At 72.6% G+C, this 14752-nt stretch carries 15 protein-coding genes; 9 read left to right on the top strand and 6 right to left on the bottom strand.

What is annotated here, in order from left to right:
- The first annotated feature begins 129 nt into the window (after nt 1–129).
- Nucleotides 130–918, top strand: a complete 789-nt coding sequence (locus tag P2H44_RS13540; protein WP_275764234.1) for an SDR family oxidoreductase — start codon at nt 130–132, stop codon at nt 916–918.
- Between the two features lie 117 nt (nt 919–1035).
- On the opposite strand, the gene P2H44_RS13535 is transcribed toward P2H44_RS13540, so the two are convergent.
- The 4 genes from P2H44_RS13535 to P2H44_RS13520 form a co-directional block, all read right to left on the bottom strand.
- Nucleotides 1036–2187, bottom strand: coding sequence for an acetyl-CoA acetyltransferase (locus P2H44_RS13535; RefSeq protein WP_275764233.1), 1152 nt, complete (start codon nt 2185–2187; stop codon nt 1036–1038).
- Nucleotides 2188–2198: 11 nt separating this feature from the next.
- Entirely contained in the window at nt 2199–2567 is a 369-nt protein-coding gene (locus P2H44_RS13530; protein ID WP_275764231.1) for a Zn-ribbon domain-containing OB-fold protein, read from the bottom strand.
- Nucleotides 2568–2638: 71 nt separating this feature from the next.
- A complete protein-coding gene (locus P2H44_RS13525) occupies nt 2639–3496 on the bottom strand; it encodes a MaoC/PaaZ C-terminal domain-containing protein (protein WP_275764230.1) in 858 nt (285 codons plus the stop codon).
- A gap of 186 nt (nt 3497–3682) precedes the next feature.
- A complete protein-coding gene (locus P2H44_RS13520) occupies nt 3683–4897 on the bottom strand; it encodes a CaiB/BaiF CoA transferase family protein (protein WP_275764229.1) in 1215 nt (404 codons plus the stop codon).
- Between the two features lie 223 nt (nt 4898–5120).
- Here P2H44_RS13520 and P2H44_RS13515 point away from each other — a divergent pair, with 223 nt between their 5' ends.
- Both P2H44_RS13515 and P2H44_RS13510 read left to right on the top strand, forming a co-directional pair.
- On the top strand, nt 5121–5729 hold the full coding sequence (locus P2H44_RS13515; RefSeq protein WP_275764227.1) for a carbonic anhydrase: 609 nt from the start codon (nt 5121–5123) through the stop codon (nt 5727–5729).
- Between the two features lie 157 nt (nt 5730–5886).
- A complete protein-coding gene (locus P2H44_RS13510; RefSeq protein ID WP_275764225.1) occupies nt 5887–6663 on the top strand; it encodes an SDR family oxidoreductase in 777 nt (258 codons plus the stop codon).
- A gap of 54 nt (nt 6664–6717) precedes the next feature.
- On the opposite strand, the gene P2H44_RS13505 is transcribed toward P2H44_RS13510, so the two are convergent.
- Complete coding sequence (locus P2H44_RS13505; RefSeq protein WP_275764223.1) at nt 6718–9171, bottom strand: ATP-dependent helicase; 2454 nt, start codon at nt 9169–9171, stop codon at nt 6718–6720.
- Between the two features lie 297 nt (nt 9172–9468).
- On the opposite strand from P2H44_RS13505, the gene msrA reads away from it, so the two are divergent.
- Together msrA and P2H44_RS13495 are read left to right on the top strand one after the other, a co-directional pair.
- Nucleotides 9469–10116 carry a peptide-methionine (S)-S-oxide reductase MsrA gene (gene msrA / locus P2H44_RS13500; protein ID WP_275764222.1) on the top strand — a complete coding sequence of 216 codons (648 nt, stop codon included), beginning with the start codon at nt 9469–9471 and terminating at the stop codon, nt 10114–10116.
- 390 nt (nt 10117–10506) lie between these two features.
- Nucleotides 10507–11376, top strand: a complete 870-nt coding sequence (locus tag P2H44_RS13495; protein ID WP_275764221.1) for a 50S ribosomal protein L11 methyltransferase — start codon at nt 10507–10509, stop codon at nt 11374–11376.
- A gap of 114 nt (nt 11377–11490) precedes the next feature.
- On the opposite strand, the gene P2H44_RS13490 is transcribed toward P2H44_RS13495, so the two are convergent.
- Nucleotides 11491–11709: a DUF1127 domain-containing protein gene (locus P2H44_RS13490; RefSeq protein WP_275764220.1), complete on the bottom strand. Its 219-nt coding sequence runs from the start codon at nt 11707–11709 to the stop codon at nt 11491–11493.
- A gap of 314 nt (nt 11710–12023) precedes the next feature.
- Between P2H44_RS13490 and ruvC the strand changes: the two genes are divergently transcribed.
- The 4 genes from ruvC to ybgC are packed head-to-tail and all read left to right on the top strand — an operon-like array spanning nt 12024 to nt 14743.
- A complete protein-coding gene (ruvC, locus tag P2H44_RS13485) occupies nt 12024–12542 on the top strand; it encodes a crossover junction endodeoxyribonuclease RuvC (protein ID WP_275764219.1) in 519 nt (172 codons plus the stop codon).
- A 22-nt stretch (nt 12543–12564) separates the two neighbouring features.
- Nucleotides 12565–13263 carry a Holliday junction branch migration protein RuvA gene (ruvA, locus tag P2H44_RS13480; RefSeq protein ID WP_275764217.1) on the top strand — a complete coding sequence of 233 codons (699 nt, stop codon included), beginning with the start codon at nt 12565–12567 and terminating at the stop codon, nt 13261–13263.
- Between the two features lie 8 nt (nt 13264–13271).
- Nucleotides 13272–14327 (top strand): Holliday junction branch migration DNA helicase RuvB, encoded by a 1056-nt coding sequence (gene ruvB, locus P2H44_RS13475; RefSeq protein ID WP_275764216.1) that lies wholly within the window; start codon nt 13272–13274, stop codon nt 14325–14327.
- Nucleotides 14324–14743, top strand: a complete 420-nt coding sequence (ybgC, locus tag P2H44_RS13470; RefSeq protein ID WP_275764215.1) for a tol-pal system-associated acyl-CoA thioesterase — start codon at nt 14324–14326, stop codon at nt 14741–14743. The genes ruvB and ybgC overlap by 4 nt, the downstream gene beginning before the upstream one ends.
- Nucleotides 14744–14752 lie beyond the last annotated feature (9 nt).

Below are 14752 nucleotides of genomic sequence, written 5' to 3'. Positions count from 1 at the left end.
CCCCTGTCCCCCTCCCCCCTGTCCCCCTGCTCCCGTCCGCTCTACAACCGGAGCCGACCCCCGGCCCCGACCGGCCGGTCGACAGGGAACACGAACCGCCGGCGCGCACGACCGGCCAGGAGGAACGCCATGGATCTCGCCACGCTCTTCTCGCTCGAAGGCCGCGTCGCCCTCGTCACCGGCGGCTCGCGCGGGCTCGGCCGGATCATCGCCGCGACCTACGTCGCGGCCGGGGCGAAGGTCTACGTCACCTCCCGCAAGGCGCCCGCCTGCCTCGAGACGGCCGAGGCGCTGGGCCCGACCTGCCACGCGCTGCCCGGCGACGTCTCCACGATCGAGGGGATCGACCGCCTGGTGGCAGAGCTCAAGGAGCGCGAGCCCGCCCTCGACATCCTCGTCAACAACGCCGGCGTAGCCTGGGGGGAGCCGTTCGAGGACTACTCCGAGAAGGGCTGGGACAAGTCGATGGACGTGAACCTCAAGGCGCCCTTCTTCCTGATGCAGAAGCTGCACGGGATGCTGAAGGTCAACGCGGGGCCCTCGCGCCCCTCGAAGGTCATCAACATCGCCTCCATCGACGGCCAGCGCCTGAACCCGTGGGACACCTACGCCTACCACGCCTCGAAGGCGGGGCTGATCTACCTCACCCGCCGGGTCGCGGCGAAGCTGATCGAGGACCAGATCAACGTCACCGCCATCGCCCCCGGCGCCTTCGCGTCCGACATGAACACCGCCGCCCGCGACCATGCCGACGTCGTCTCCCGCCGCATCCCCTCGAAGCGGATCGGGAACGAGGAGGACATCGGCGCGGCCGCGCTCTACCTCGCCGCCCGCTCGGGCGACTACATCGTGGGGAACACCCTGACCGTGGACGGCGGCATCGTGAACGCCCAGCTCGCCCCCTCGATCGACACCTGAGACGGCCGCGCCCCGGCGGGAGGGGTCCCGCCGGGGCGCTTGTCTCAATTCGGGACGGACGTCTGCACATCCGTCTGCACGAATGGTGCACGCGCTCCGGGGGCCCGGAGCGCGGCCTCAGACCGTCTCGGGCGCGCCCAGGACGGCGGTCACCTGGCTCGACAGGAAGCCGCCGTTGGCGTGGCTCAGGGCCAGCTTCGCGCCCTCCACCTGCCGCTCGCCGGCCGCGCCCATCAGCTGCTCCACCGCCTCGACCACGGTGAACAGGCCGTACATGCCGGGATGCACGCAGCTCAGCCCGCCGCCGTTGGTGTTCACCGGCAGCTCGCCCCCCGGCGCGATCCGGCCGCCCGAGACGAAGTCCCCGCCCTCGCCCTTCTTGCAGAAGCCGAGATCCTCGAGGAACAGCAAGGTGTTGATCGAGAAGGCGTCGTAGAGCTCCACCACGTCGAAGTCGGCGGGCTTCACGCCGGCCTGCGCCATCGCCCGCGGCCCGGACTCGGCGGCGGCCGAGACCGTCAGGTCCGCCATCGAGCTCACCTGCATGTGCGTGGTCGCCGCCGCGATCCCCAGCACGTGGGCCGGGGTCTTGGTCAGGTCCTTCGCCCGGTCGGCGCGGGTCATCACGATCGCCGCCGCCCCGTCGGTCACCAGGCAGCAGTCGCGCACACCCAGCGGATCGGCCACCCGCCGCGCCGACAGCACGTCGTCCACCGTCAGGTCGCCCCGCATGAACGCATCCGGGTTCAGCTTCGCCCACCCCCGCGCCGCTACCGCGACCTCGGCCAGCTGCTCGGGCGTGGTGCCGTACTGGTGCATGTGCCGGGCGGCGGCGAAGGCGTAGGCCGCGACCGGCAGCACCGGCTTGTAGGGCCCGTCCCAGGGATCGGGCCGCGCGGTCGAGACCAGCTTGCCGGTCGAGCTGCGCTGGTTCGACCCGTAGGCGATCAGCGCCACGTCGATCAGCCCCGCGTCCAGCGCCAGCGCCGCCTCGTGCATGTGGGTGAGGAACGAGGACCCGCCGACCCGGTTGTTTCCCGTGATTTTCGGATGGATTCCAAGGTATTGCGCGAAGCTCAGCCCCGCCAGCATGTCGGTCGGCTGGGCGATCCACAGCCCGTCGACCTCGGCCGGCGTCAGCCCGACCTTCTTCAGCGCCTTCACCGCCGCCGCGGCGGCGAGGTCGGTCTCGTGGAAGCCCGGGCATTCGCCCATGCCATGGGTGACGGCCGAGACGATGGCGGTGCGTCCGCGGGGAAATCCGGTCATGTCGCCCTCCTTCACGCGGGATCGAAGACGACCAGCGGGCCGTCCTCGCCTTGCGCGATCCGCGCCTTCACCTTCATGCCGATGGCGACGTCCTCGGGCGCCGGCCCCTCGACCCGCGACATCATCCGCGCGCCTTCGGCGAGGTCGATCAGCGCCACGTTGTAGGCCGCCGCCGGCGGGCGCGGGCGCATCACGGTGGTCGAGTAGACCACGCCGTCGCCGCTCGCCTCGACCCACTCCAGATCGGTGTCGCCGGTGCGCGGCTCGGCCACCCGGGGCGGCCAGAAGCAGCGGCCGGAGCCCTTCGCGCGCAGGATCATGAAGCGCCCCTCGGCGAGGTGCGCCTGGAAGTCGGCCTCGGGCCGGATCTCCTGGGACATGCGTTCCCTCCTTGTCGTTCTTGGTTTTTCGGGCCGCGCGCAGGGGACCTCGCCCCCGCGCGCGGACCCGCTCAGCCGATCACGGCGTAGCCGTTGTCGAGCGCCACCTTCTCCCGCGCCGGCACGCGCACGCGGAAGAACGCCTCGGCGCCCTCCAGCCAGATGTCGGTCTCCAGCGTCTCGCCCGGGAAAACGGGCGAGGTGAAGCGCGCGTCCAGCCGCTTCAGCTTCGCCGGGTCGAGCCCGCAGGCGCCCTTCAGCACCGCGTAGCCGCCGATCCCGAAGGTGCACAGCCCGTGCAGGATCGGCCGCGGGAAGCCCGCCTTCTCGGCCACCCGCGGGTCGGCGTGCAGCGGGTTGTAGTCGCCCGACAGGCGGTAGATCAGCGCCTGCTCGGGGCGGGTGTCGCGCACGATGGTCAGGTCCGGCGCCCGCTCGGGCATCTTCGCGGGCTTGCGCGAGGCCTCGCTCGGCCCGCCGAAGCCGCCGTCGGCGCGCGCGAAGATGGTCTGGCGCACGGTGGCCAGCAGCGTGCCGGTGGCCTTGTCGGTGATCTCGCGCTCGCCCACCAGCAGGGCGCCGCGGCCCTCGCCCTTGTCGACGATCTCGGCCACGCGCGTCTTGCCCACCACGGTCGCGGCGACCGGCAGCGGCGCATGCAGGCTCAGCGACTGCTCCCCGTGCACGACCTTGAGGTAGTCGACGCCCGTATCCTCGTCCCGCACCCAGGACCCTTTCGAGCCCAGCACGTTCGCCATCGTCGGCAGCGCCGCCAGCCCGTCCTCGTAGACGAAGCCCAGCTCCTCGAGGTCCATCGGGTCCGACCCCAGGCCGAGCCCCAGCGCGTAGAGCATCGAGTCGCGCTCGGTATAGGTCTGCTCGACCGCGGGAATGTCGAGCTGCATCAGCTTGTCGTAGTCGATGGCCATGGCGGCGGGGGTCCTCCTGATGGGCGACGCGGGCCGGCGCGGCGCGGGTCGCGGCGCCGGCGGTGGGCGGGCGCACTATAGGGCGGCGGAGCGGGCCCGTCTCGGGCTTTCAACCGGTCGGCCGGGAAGTTGACTGGCCGGGAAAGACCCCTCTCGGGGCCGCTCCGGGCGCGCGGGGCGGCCCGATCAGGCCGGCTCGGGCGCGAAGCCCTTCAGCACCCCGCGCGAGAACATCGAGGCGATCTCCTCGGCCGAGACGCCGGCCTCGCGCAGGATCTCCTCGGTGTGTTCGCCCAGCTCGGGCGGGTGGCGGTCGGGGGCCTCCTCGACGTCGCGGCTCTCCACCGGGGCGCGGGTCTCGCGGCACAGGCCCTGGGAGGGGTGCTCGTAGTCCCGGAACAGGCCGACCTGCGCGAGGTGGGGGTCGGTCTCCAGCGCCTCCAGCTCGGTGCAGGGGGCGGCGGGGATGTCGAGCTCCCCGAACAGGGCCAGCCACTCGGCGGTGGTGCGGGTGGGCAGGATCTCCTCGGCGAGCAGGCGGTAGAGCTCGCCGACGTTGGCCGCGGCGGCGTAGCGGTCGACCATCATCGGGCCGTTCAGCACATCCTCGCGCCCCACGGCCTTCAGGAACTTCGTCCAGTGCATGAAGTTGTAGACCGCATGGATCACCCAGCCGTCCTTGGTCGCCACCGGCCGGCGATGGGGAGAGCCGGTGCGCGCGTAGATCAGCCCCGCGTTCGGCGGGTGGAACGTGTGGCCGTTGAGGTGCTGGTTCAGCCCGACGGTCGCCATCGCCTCGAACATCGCGGTCTCGAGGAAGCAGCCCTTTCCGGTCTCGGCGGCCTTGAGCATCCCCGCCAGCACCGTCTGTCCCAGGATCAGCGCGGTGATCACGTCGCACACGGCGACCGGCGCCATCTCCGGCCCCTCGCCATGCAGGCCCATCAGGTCGGCGAAGCCCGACCAGCCCTGGATCACGTCGTCCACCGCCGGCCGGCCCGCGTAGGGCCCGGACGAGCCGAAGCCCACCGCCTGCGCATAGACCAGCTTCGGGTTCAGCTTCGACAGCGCCTCGTAGCCGAAGCCCAGCCGCTCGACCGCCGCGGGGCGCATGTTGTGCACGAAGGCGTCGGCGCACCCGACCAGCTTCATCAGCGCGTCGCGCGCCTCCGGATCCTTGAGGTTCAGCGCGATCGAGCGCTTGTTGCGGTTGTTGGCCATCCACTGTGCGGTCATCCCGCCCGGGCTGCGCGGCTGGCCCAGCCCGCGGTAGGTGTCGCCGTCGAGCGATTCCACCTTCACCACGTCCGCGCCGAAGTCGCCCAGCATCTGCGTCGCGTATGGGGCCAGCAGGATGTGGCCCATCTCGACCACGCGCTTTCCGTCCAGAAGCCTCAGCATGCCGGCGTTCCTCCGATGTATCCCTGCCGGCTTCCGACGTCCGGCCGCGGCGCGCATTCCGCCTGCGCCGCGCCCGAAAGGCAAGGGGCCCTGACGATCCGCATCGCCCCGAGGCGTCCGGCCGGTGTTGCCGTCGCGGGCGGCTCGGGCTAACTGAACCGGCCGGCGCGGCCGGGGAGGCGGTCGACCCGCCGTCCGTCACGCCCCCCCAGCGGAGACCCCGATGATCGACGAAATCTTCAAGCGCAACAAAGCCTGGTCCGACCGGATCCGCACGGCCTCCCCCGACTACTTCCCGCGCCTCGCGGCCCAGCAGACGCCGGAGTATTTCTGGATCGGCTGCTCGGACAGCCGGGTGCCGGCGAACCAGGTCGCGGGTCTCGATCCGGGGGAGGTCTTCGTTCACCGCAACGTGGCCAACGTGATCCACTCCGCCGACATGAACATGCTCTCGGTGCTGGAGTTCGCGATCTTCGGCCTCGGCGTGAAGGAGATCATGATAACCGGCCACTACGGCTGCGGCGGCGTGCGCGCCTCGCTCGAGGAGCCGACGGGCGCGCTGGTCGACCACTGGCTGGAGCCGGTGCGCCGCCTCGCCCAGATCAACGTCGACGAGCTGGGCCGGATCGAGAGCCACGAGGCCAAGATCGACCGCCTGTGCGAGCTGAACGTGCTGGAGGGGGTGCGCAAGCTCGCCGACACGCCGATCCTGCGCGAGGCCTGGAAGCGCGGGCTGAACATCAACCTCCACGGCCTGTGCTACGGGCTGAAGGACGGCCTGCTGCGCGACATGCGCTGCACGATCACCCCCGAGGACGCCAAGAAGCGCTGACCGGCGCCGCCCTCTACGGATCCTCGCGACGCCCCGGCCCCGGCCGGGGCGTTCGCGTTTGCGCCCCCTGCACAGGATCCGGGCGCAGGAACCGGGTCGAGTGGGGGCGCCTCCGCCGGCACGGTCCGGGCATCCCCCTCGCGCAGGAGCCCGCGACATGCCCCTCGTCTCTCTCCCCCCGTTCTCGCTCGAAGGCCGCGTCGCGGTCGTGACCGGCGCCTCCGCCGGCATCGGCGCCGCCGCCGCCCGCCTGTTCGCCGCGCAGGGCGCCGCCGTCGTCCTCTCCGCCCGCGGGCCCGAGCGCCTGCACGCCGTCGCCGAGGCGATCCGCGCCGAGGGCGGCCGGGCCGAAGCCCTGCCCGGCGACGTCGCCGATCCCGCCCACGCCCGCGACCTGACCGCGCTGGCCGTCGACCGCTTCGGCGGCCTCGACGTCGCCCTGAACAACGCCGGCACGCTGGGAGAGTTGGGCTCGATCGAGGCGATGCCCCTCGCCGCCTGGCAGGACGTCGTCGCCGCCAACCTGACCTCGGCCTTCCTGCTGGCGCAGGCGCAGATCCCCGCGATGCGGGCGCGGGGCGGCGGCTCGATCGTGTTCACCTCGTCCTTCGTCGGCCATGCCTCCGGCCTCGCCGGCATGGGCGCCTACGCGGCGGCGAAGGCGGGACTGGTGGGGCTGGCGCGGGCGCTGGCGGTCGAGCTCGGCCCCGAGCGCATCCGCGTCAACGCCCTGATGCCCGGCGGCACGCGCACCGCCATGGCCGGCGACGATCCCGCGTGGCACGCGACGGTGGCCGCCATGCACGCCCTCAAGCGCCTCGCCGAGCCCGAGGAGATCGCCCGCGCCGCCCTGTTCCTGGTCTCGGAGGCGGGATCCTTCGTCACCGGATCGGCGCTGATGGCGGATGGAGGAGTGTCTGTGGCGCGGCCCTGAGGCGTCGGCGCGGACCACGGCGCTCCGGGGCGTCCAGGCGCCCCGGACGTCGCCTCAGAACGGCACGTCGTCCGCGGCAGGGCCCGGGTCGGCCGCGGCCGGCGCCTCGGTCACGAACTTGGCGACCACGCGCTTGAAGCCGGCCTTCTCGAATTCGATGCCCAGCTTGTCGCCCTCGATCTCGGTCACCGCGCCGTAGCCGAACTTCTGGTGGAAGACGCGGGTGCCCACGTCGAAGGCCGGAACCGCCTCGGCGTCGATCACCAGGTTGGCGGCCTCCCGCGGCTGGCTCATCGGGCGCGAGGCGTTGCGCGCCTGCATCCGCCGCCAGCCCGGCGAGTTGTAGGCGTCCGCCCGGACCGCCCGCTCTTCCAGCTGCGAGCCCTTCATCACGCCCGGGATGTCCGTCGGCGCGCCGGCCCGCCCGCCGCCGTGACCGTAGAGGCCCGGCGGGGTCAGCACCTCGACATGCGCCTCCGGCAGCTCGTCGATGAAACGCGAGGGCAGCGCGTTCTGCCACCGCCCGTAGGTCTGGCGGTTGGCGGCGAAGGAGATCGTCAGGTGCTCGCGCGCCCGGGTCAGGCCGACGTAGGCCAGGCGCCGCTCCTCCTCCAGGCCCTTCAGCCCGCTCTCGTCCATGCTCCGCTGGGAGGGGAACAGACCGTCCTCCCACCCCGGCAGGAACACCGCCGGGAACTCCAGCCCCTTGGCGGCGTGGAGCGTCATGATCGAGACCTTCTCGCCGCCGTCCTCGCTCTCGTTGTCCATGACCAGCGAGACATGCTCGAGGAACCCCTGCAGGTTCTCGAACTCGCCCACGGCCTTGACCAGCTCCTTGAGGTTCTCCAGCCGCCCCGGCGCGTCGGGCGAGGTGTCGGCCTTCCACATCGCGGTGTAGCCGCTCTCGTCCAGCATCTGCTCGGCGAGCTCGGTGTGCGAGGCGCCGGCCAGCACCTGCGCATGCCAGCGCCCGATGCTCTCGACCAGCTCGCGCAGCGCGTTGCGGGCGCGGGCGGCGAGGGCGCCGGATTCCAGCACCAGCCGCGCTCCCTCGATCAGCGTCACGCCGGCGTCGCGCGCGGCCAGCTGGATCGCCTGCTGCGCCTTGTCGCCCAAGCCCCGCTTGGGGACGTTCACGATCCGCTCGAACGCCAGCCCGTCGTCGGGGGAGACGGCGAGGCGCATGTAGGCCATCGCGTCCCGGATCTCGCGGCGCTCGTAGAAGCGGGGGCCGCCGATCACGCGGTAGGGCATGCCGATGGTCAGGAAGCGGTCCTCGAAGGCGCGCATCTGGAACGAGGCGCGCACCAGGATCGCGATGTCGTCGAGGCTCAGCCGGTCATGGCCGCGGGTGCCGCTGTGGTAGGCCTCGATCTCCTCGCCGACCCAGCGGGCTTCCTCGTCGCCATCCCAGTGGCCGATCAGGCGCACCTTCTCTCCGCCGTTCGCCTCGGTCCAGAGCGTCTTGCCCAGCCGGCTCTCGTTGGTGTGGATCACCCCCGAGGCGGCGGCGAGGATATGGGGCGTCGAGCGGTAGTTCTGCTCCAGCCGGATCACCTTGGCGCCGGGAAAGTCCTTCTCGAAGCGCAGAATGTTGCCGACCTCGGCGCCGCGCCAGCCGTAGATCGACTGGTCGTCGTCGCCCACGCAGCAGATGTTCTTGGCGCCGCCCGCCAGCAGCCGCAGCCACAGGTACTGGGCGACGTTGGTGTCCTGGTACTCGTCCACCAGGATGTAGCGGAACCGGCGCCGCCAGCCTTCCAGCACGTCCGGATGCGCCTGGAAGATCGTGATCATGTGCAGCAGCAGATCGCCGAAATCGCAGGCGTTCAGGGTGCGCAGGCGGGACTGGTAGATGTCGTAGATCTCGCCGCCGCGCCGGTTGAAGCTGGCGTGCTCCGCCGCCGGCAGCTGCTCGGGCCGCCAGCCGCGGTTCTTCCAGTTGTCGATCAGGCTCGCCATCAGGCGTGGGGGCCAGCGCTTCTCGTCGATGCCCTCGGCCACGATGATCTGCTTGAGCAGCCGCAGCTGGTCGTCGGTGTCGAGGATCGTGAAGTTCGACTTCAGCTCCACCAGCTCCGCGTGCCGGCGCAGCATCTTGGCGCACAGCGCGTGGAAGGTGCCCAGCCAGGGCATGCCGTCGGCGGGCTGGTTCAGCAGGTCGGCGACGCGGTGCTTCATCTCCCGCGCGGCCTTGTTGGTGAAGGTGACCGCCAGGATCTCCCACGGCTTGGCGCGGCCCTGGGCGAGGATATGCGCGATCCGCGCGGTCAGCGCGCGGGTCTTGCCGGTGCCCGCGCCGGCCAGCACCAGCACCGGGCCGTCCAGCGTCTCCACCGCCTCGCGCTGCGGGGGGTTCAGACCGTCGAGATAGGGTTTCGGGCGCGCCGCCATGGCCCGGGCCGACAGGCTCTGCGTCGCCGCCGCCTCGAACGAGCCGAGATCGTCGCCGAAGCCCTCGGGCCCCCAGTCGCCGTCGAAGTCGCCGAAATTTCCACTGCCGCTCATGCGGCGCAGACTAGCGCGACGGGGCCTCGGGCGAAAGGGGGTGTTCGCGTTGCGTTCCACCCCGTGGCGGCCCGTCGCGGGGGCCGGCGGGCCTGCGCCCTGCGTGCGGCCGCGCCGCCGGGCCCCCGGCTCTCGGCCGGATCAACGTTTCGTTAACCAGGACCGGGCGTTTCTGGATCCGCCCGGGGGGACAAGGGCCTCGTCCCGCGCCGCCTGCCTGCCGCCCGGCCCGGAAGCGACTAGGCGCGGGGCCGCCGGGCGCCTATTTTAGGACGCGACACAGGAGGAGACCGCCCGATGTTCTTCACGCGCAGAACGCCCGAGCTTCCGACGGCCGCCACCGCCCTGCCCGGCCGGCCAGACCCGATCCCCACCGCCGAGCTTCACCACGTCACCGGCCGCCCGCTGAAGCCGCCCTTCCCCGAGGGGCTGCGCACCGCGATCTTCGCCGCCGGCTGCTTCTGGGGGGTGGAGCGCAAGTTCTGGTCCCTGCCCGGCGTCTGGACCACCGCGGTGGGCTACGTCGCGGGCGTGACCCCGAACCCCACCTACCGCGAGGTCTGCACCGGCCGCACCGGCCACACCGAGGCGGTGCTGGTGGTCTACGACCCCGCGAAGATCTCCTACGACGAGCTGCTGCGCACCTTCTGGGAGGGGCACGATCCCACCCAGGGCATGCGCCAGGGCAACGACGTGGGCACCCAGTACCGCTCGGGCGTCTACACCGCCTCGAGCCAGGAGCGCGCCGCCGCCGAGGCCAGCCGCGACGCCTACCAGGCGCGCCTCGACGCCGCCGGCTACGGCCGGATCACGACCGAGATCCAGCCCGCGCCGGAGTTCTACTACGCCGAGGACTACCACCAGCAATACCTGTCGAAGAATCCCGGCGGCTACTGCGGCGTCGGCGGCACCGGCGTCACCTGCCCCATCGGCGTCGGCGCCTGACGCCCGCCCCCAGGCGCCCCCGGCCCAGCCCCCGGGCCCGCCGGGAGCGCCTGTTCTTCGGAGCCGTCCGTCGCTGATGCCGTAAAGAGCGACTCGCCCGCCGGGGTCAGGGATCGCGAAGCGACCCCGCCCTTGGCGGGGCTTGTCCTTGACCCCGGCGGGCGAGTCGCTCAGGCATCTTCAGCGACGGACGGCTGCGAAGGACAAGCGCGGGCCTGTTCTTTGGTGAGCTCCCGAAGCGGCCTTCCGCGGCCCCCCGGGCCGCGCGCGCGACAGCGCGCACGCCAAGCCCGCCCGCAGGGCGCCCCCGCTCCCCCCTCTTGACCTCGCGCCCCCCACCGGCCAAAGCGCCCGCATCCCCCTTGCGCCCAAGGCATCCGGAGCCCCGCCATGACCACCTGGACCGCGCTGACCACCCTGCCCGGCGAAGCCGAGGCCTACACGCTCGGCGCCGCGGTCGAGAGCCTGCCCCTCTCCCCCCTCGCGCTCGCGGTGCTGGAGGTCGAGGACGGCTCGGGCCTGTGGGAGGTCGGCGCCTATTACGACGAGAAGCCCGACCCGGTCGCGCTCGACCTGCTGGCCGCCGCCCATGGCGCCCGGCCCTTCGCGGTCTCCAAGCTCGAGGATCGCGACTGGGTCGCCCAGGTGCGGCGGGAGCTGACGCCCGTGCACGCCGGCCGCTTCATCGTCTTCGGCTCCCATGACGCCGAGAAGATCCCGCTCAACCGCGTGGGGCTCGAGATCGAGGCCGCCATGGCCTTCGGCACCGGCCACCACGGCACCACCCGCGGCTGCCTGCTGGCGCTGGAGGGGCTGGTGCGCGAGGGCTGGAGCTTCGATCGCACCCTCGACGTGGGCTGCGGCACCGGCGTGCTGGCGATGGCCGCCGCCGCGATGTTCCGCAAGCTGGCGGTCGCCACCGACATCGACCCGGTCGCGGTGCGCACCGCCCAGGCCAACGCACGGGCCAACGGGCTGAGCCCCTGGATGCGCATCGGCCAGGCCGACGGGCTGCAGGCCCCCCTGATCCGCGAGGCCGGGCCCTACGGGCTGGTCTTCGCCAACATCCTCGCCCGGCCGCTGAAGCGCCTCGCCCCCTCGATCGCGCGCGCCGCCGCGCCGGGGGGCTTCGCGGTGCTCTCGGGCCTGCTGCACCGCCAGGCGCCGGGGGTCGAGCAGACCTTCCTCGCCAACGGTTTCGTGCGCCACCGGGTGATCAAGCTCGAGGGCTGGACGACGCTGGTGCTGCGGCGGCGCTGAGGGGCCGGACTCGCCGTCGGCGCTGCCGCCGCGCGAAATCGCCCCCTGAAATGGAAAACGCCGTCCCCGCTTTCGCGAGGACGGCGCTTCGCCGGTCCCGAAGGTGGTTCGGGATCAGCGGCGCAGGCGCGCCGCGACTTCTTCGAGGTCGGCGCCCAGCAGGCCGATGTCCTGCAGCTGGCGGTCGGACAGGCGGGACAGCGCGCGCGCGGTGTTGCGGCGGGCGTTCCACAGGGCGAACTCGGCGATCAGGGCCTCGACGGCGCTGACGACGGCATGGATGGCGAGCGCGCCGCGGGGCAGCACGGGGGCGTTGACGTTGATCTGGGTCATGGCGGTCTCCTTCGGGCCGGCGATGTTCCGGGTGACGGGACGCGGCGACGTCCCGGATGACGGCGCATCTAGAGGGCGCCGATTTCTTGTGCAACCTTGCAAAACGCATGGGCGCCTTGCGCGGCACGCATAGCAAAAACCTCTAGGTTTTCAGTCCCTTGCCATTACCCGACGCCACGTCGGATTCAGACCATCCAATGTCGGTTGCAGATCGCAAACGTGGCGGAATCCGGGCGGAACCGCGCTCGCCCTCTGGCCGGATGTTCGCGCTTCGTGCTAGCCTCGCGAAAATCGAGCGGAAGAAGGCGGGACGCATGCGGGTGATCGGGGTCGATCCCGGCCTGAGACGGACCGGCTGGGGGGTCATCGAGACCTCCGGAAGCCGGATCCGGCACGTGGCGAACGGGGTCTGCGAATCGCGGGGGACGGACCTCGCCTCCCGCCTGCTGTCGCTGTTCGAGCAGCTGACCGAGGTCGTCGCCCTCCAGGCCCCCGAGATGGCCGCGGTCGAGCACACCTTCGTCAACAAGGACGCCGCCGGCACGCTGAAGCTGGGCCAGGCCCGCGCGATCGCCCTGCTGGTGCCCGCGCGCGCCGGGCTGGAGGTCGCCGAATACGCGCCCAACGCGGTGAAGAAGGCGGTGGTGGGCGTCGGCCACGCCGCCAAGGCGCAGGTCGAGCACATGGTGCGCCTGCAGCTCCCCGGCGCGAAGCTGGCGGGGCCGGACGCGACCGACGCGCTGGCCATCGCGCTCTGCCACGCCTTCCATTCCCGCGCGGGCGGCAAGCTCGAGGCCGCGCTGGCCGCCGCCGCCGCGGGGGGCCGCAGATGATCGGCGCGCAGGAGGGCCCGCGATGATCGGAAAGGTCTCCGGCCGTCTCGACTACATCGCCGAGGATCACGCGCTGATCGAGGCCGCGGGCGTGGGCTACGTCATCTACGCCTCCCCCCGCACGCTCGCCTCCCTCCCCCAGCCGGGAGAGCCCTGCGCCCTCTACACCGAGCTGGTGGTGCGCGAGGACCTGCTGCAGCTCTTCGGCTTCCCCACGCTGGCCGAGAAGGAGTGGCACCGCCTGCTGACCTCGGTGCAGGGGGTGGGGCCGCGCAGCGCGCTCGCCATCGTGGGGCTTCTCGGCCCCGAGGGTACCGGGCGCGCCATCGTCACCGGCGACACCGCCGCCGTGCGCAAGGCGCCGGGCGTCGGCCCCAAGCTCGCCCAGCGCATCGTGCTGGAGCTGCGCGACAAGGCCCCCACGGTCATGGCGCTCGGCGGCCGCGGCGCCCGCGCCGCCGCCCCGACGCTGACCCCGGCGGTCGTCGACGACGAGGCCCCCGCCCCCGCGCGCAGGCGCCCCGCGGCGAAGCCGAAGGCCGACGACGGCGCGGCCGCGGCGGCCGCCGCCCAGGCCGACGCCCTTTCGGCGCTGGTCAACCTGGGCTACCCCGAGTCCCAGGCCGCGGTCGCCGTGGCCGAGGCCGCGGCGGCCGCCGAGACGCCGCCCGCCTCCGCCGACCTGATCCGCGCCGCCCTGCGCGCCCTGGCCCCGAAGTGAGCCCCTGAATGGCCGACGCCGCCCATACCGGCCGCCTCACCGACCGCGAGCCCCTGCCCGGCGACGAGGCCGACCGCGCCCTGCGCCCGCAGGCGCTCGACGATTTCGTCGGCCAGCCCGAGGCCCGCGCCAACCTGCGCGTCTTCGTCGAATCCGCCCGCCGCCGGGGCGAGGCGATGGACCACACGCTGTTCCACGGCCCTCCCGGCCTCGGCAAAACCACCCTCGCCCAGATCGTCGCCCGCGAGCTGGGCGTGAACTTCCGCATGACCTCCGGCCCGGTGCTGGCCAAGGCCGGCGACCTGGCCGCGATCCTGACCAACCTCGACGCCCGCGACGTCCTCTTCATCGACGAGATCCACCGAATGTCCCCGGTGGTGGAGGAGATCCTCTACCCCGCGATGGAGGACTACGCCCTCGACCTCGTCATCGGCGAGGGCCCGGCCGCGCGCACCGTGCGCATCGACCTCCCCCCCTTCACCCTGGTGGGCGCCACCACCCGCCTGGGCCTGCTGACCACGCCGCTGCGCGACCGCTTCGGCATCCCCGTGCGGCTGGAGTTCTACTCCGTCGAGGACCTGGTGAAGATCGTCGAGCGCGCCGCCCGCCTGCTCAACGCCCCCGCCACCCCCGACGGCGCGACCGAGATCGCGCGGCGCGCCCGCGGCACGCCCCGCATCGCCGGGCGCCTGCTGCGCCGGGTGGTGGACTTCGCGGTGGTCGAGGGCGACGGCACCGTCACCCAGGCCATCGCCGACCGGGCCCTCACGCGGCTGGGCGTCGACGACCTCGGTCTCGACGGCGGCGACCGCCGCTACCTGCGCCTGCTCGCCGACCACTACGGCGGCGGCCCCGTGGGGATCGAGACCATCTCCGCCGCCCTCTCCGAGGCCCGCGACGCGCTGGAAGAGGTGATCGAGCCGTTCCTCCTGCAATCCGGCCTGATCCAGCGCACCCCGCGCGGCCGGATGCTGGCCGCGAAGGCCTGGCGTCACCTGGGCATGGAGGCGCCGCGCCCGCCCGAGGCGCCGCGCCCCGCCCCGGACCTCTTCGACGAGCCATGACCGAACACCGCCTGACCGTCCGCGTCTACTACGAGGACACCGACCTCGCCGGCGTGGTCTTCTACGCCAACTACCTGCGCTACTACGAACGCGGGCGCTCGGACGCGCTGCGGGATCTCGGGGTCGACCAGACGGCGCTGAAGGCCGCGGGCGTGGTCTTCGTGGTGCGCCGGATCGAGGTGGACTACGTCGCCCCCGCCCGTTTCGAGGACCTGCTGGAGGTCGCGACGAGGGTCGAGACGCTGAAGGGCGCCTCGGCCGAGATGGTGCAGGAGATCCGGCGCGACGGGCAGGTGCTGAACCGCGCCCGCGTCTTCGTGGCCTGCATGACGCTGGAAGGCCGCCCCGTGCGCCTGCCGGCCGAGGCGCGCGCGGCGATGCTGGCGCTGCAGCCGCCCGCCGACGCCGCCTCCTGACCCGCCGGG

It is taken from the genome of Albimonas marina, assembly GCF_029223255.1.
Lineage (GTDB): Bacteria > Pseudomonadota > Alphaproteobacteria > Rhodobacterales > Rhodobacteraceae > Albimonas.
This window is presented reverse-complemented; position numbering and strand designations above follow the sequence as displayed.

Coding starts and splice junctions, on each gene's coding strand:
- P2H44_RS13495 (WP_275764221.1), top strand. CDS start 10,507: ATGACCACCTGGACCGCGCTGACCACCCTGCCCGGCGAAGCCGAGGCC.
- P2H44_RS13525 (WP_275764230.1), bottom strand. CDS start 3,496: ATGGCCATCGACTACGACAAGCTGATGCAGCTCGACATTCCCGCGGTC.
- P2H44_RS13535 (WP_275764233.1), bottom strand. CDS start 2,187: ATGACCGGATTTCCCCGCGGACGCACCGCCATCGTCTCGGCCGTCACC.
- P2H44_RS13515 (WP_275764227.1), top strand. CDS start 5,121: ATGATCGACGAAATCTTCAAGCGCAACAAAGCCTGGTCCGACCGGATC.
- ruvB (WP_275764216.1), top strand. CDS start 13,272: ATGGCCGACGCCGCCCATACCGGCCGCCTCACCGACCGCGAGCCCCTG.
- ruvC (WP_275764219.1), top strand. CDS start 12,024: ATGCGGGTGATCGGGGTCGATCCCGGCCTGAGACGGACCGGCTGGGGG.
- P2H44_RS13490 (WP_275764220.1), bottom strand. CDS start 11,709: ATGACCCAGATCAACGTCAACGCCCCCGTGCTGCCCCGCGGCGCGCTC.
- P2H44_RS13505 (WP_275764223.1), bottom strand. CDS start 9,171: ATGAGCGGCAGTGGAAATTTCGGCGACTTCGACGGCGACTGGGGGCCC.
- ybgC (WP_275764215.1), top strand. CDS start 14,324: ATGACCGAACACCGCCTGACCGTCCGCGTCTACTACGAGGACACCGAC.
- P2H44_RS13510 (WP_275764225.1), top strand. CDS start 5,887: ATGCCCCTCGTCTCTCTCCCCCCGTTCTCGCTCGAAGGCCGCGTCGCG.
- P2H44_RS13540 (WP_275764234.1), top strand. CDS start 130: ATGGATCTCGCCACGCTCTTCTCGCTCGAAGGCCGCGTCGCCCTCGTC.
- ruvA (WP_275764217.1), top strand. CDS start 12,565: ATGATCGGAAAGGTCTCCGGCCGTCTCGACTACATCGCCGAGGATCAC.
- P2H44_RS13520 (WP_275764229.1), bottom strand. CDS start 4,897: ATGCTGAGGCTTCTGGACGGAAAGCGCGTGGTCGAGATGGGCCACATC.
- P2H44_RS13530 (WP_275764231.1), bottom strand. CDS start 2,567: ATGTCCCAGGAGATCCGGCCCGAGGCCGACTTCCAGGCGCACCTCGCC.
- msrA (WP_275764222.1), top strand. CDS start 9,469: ATGTTCTTCACGCGCAGAACGCCCGAGCTTCCGACGGCCGCCACCGCC.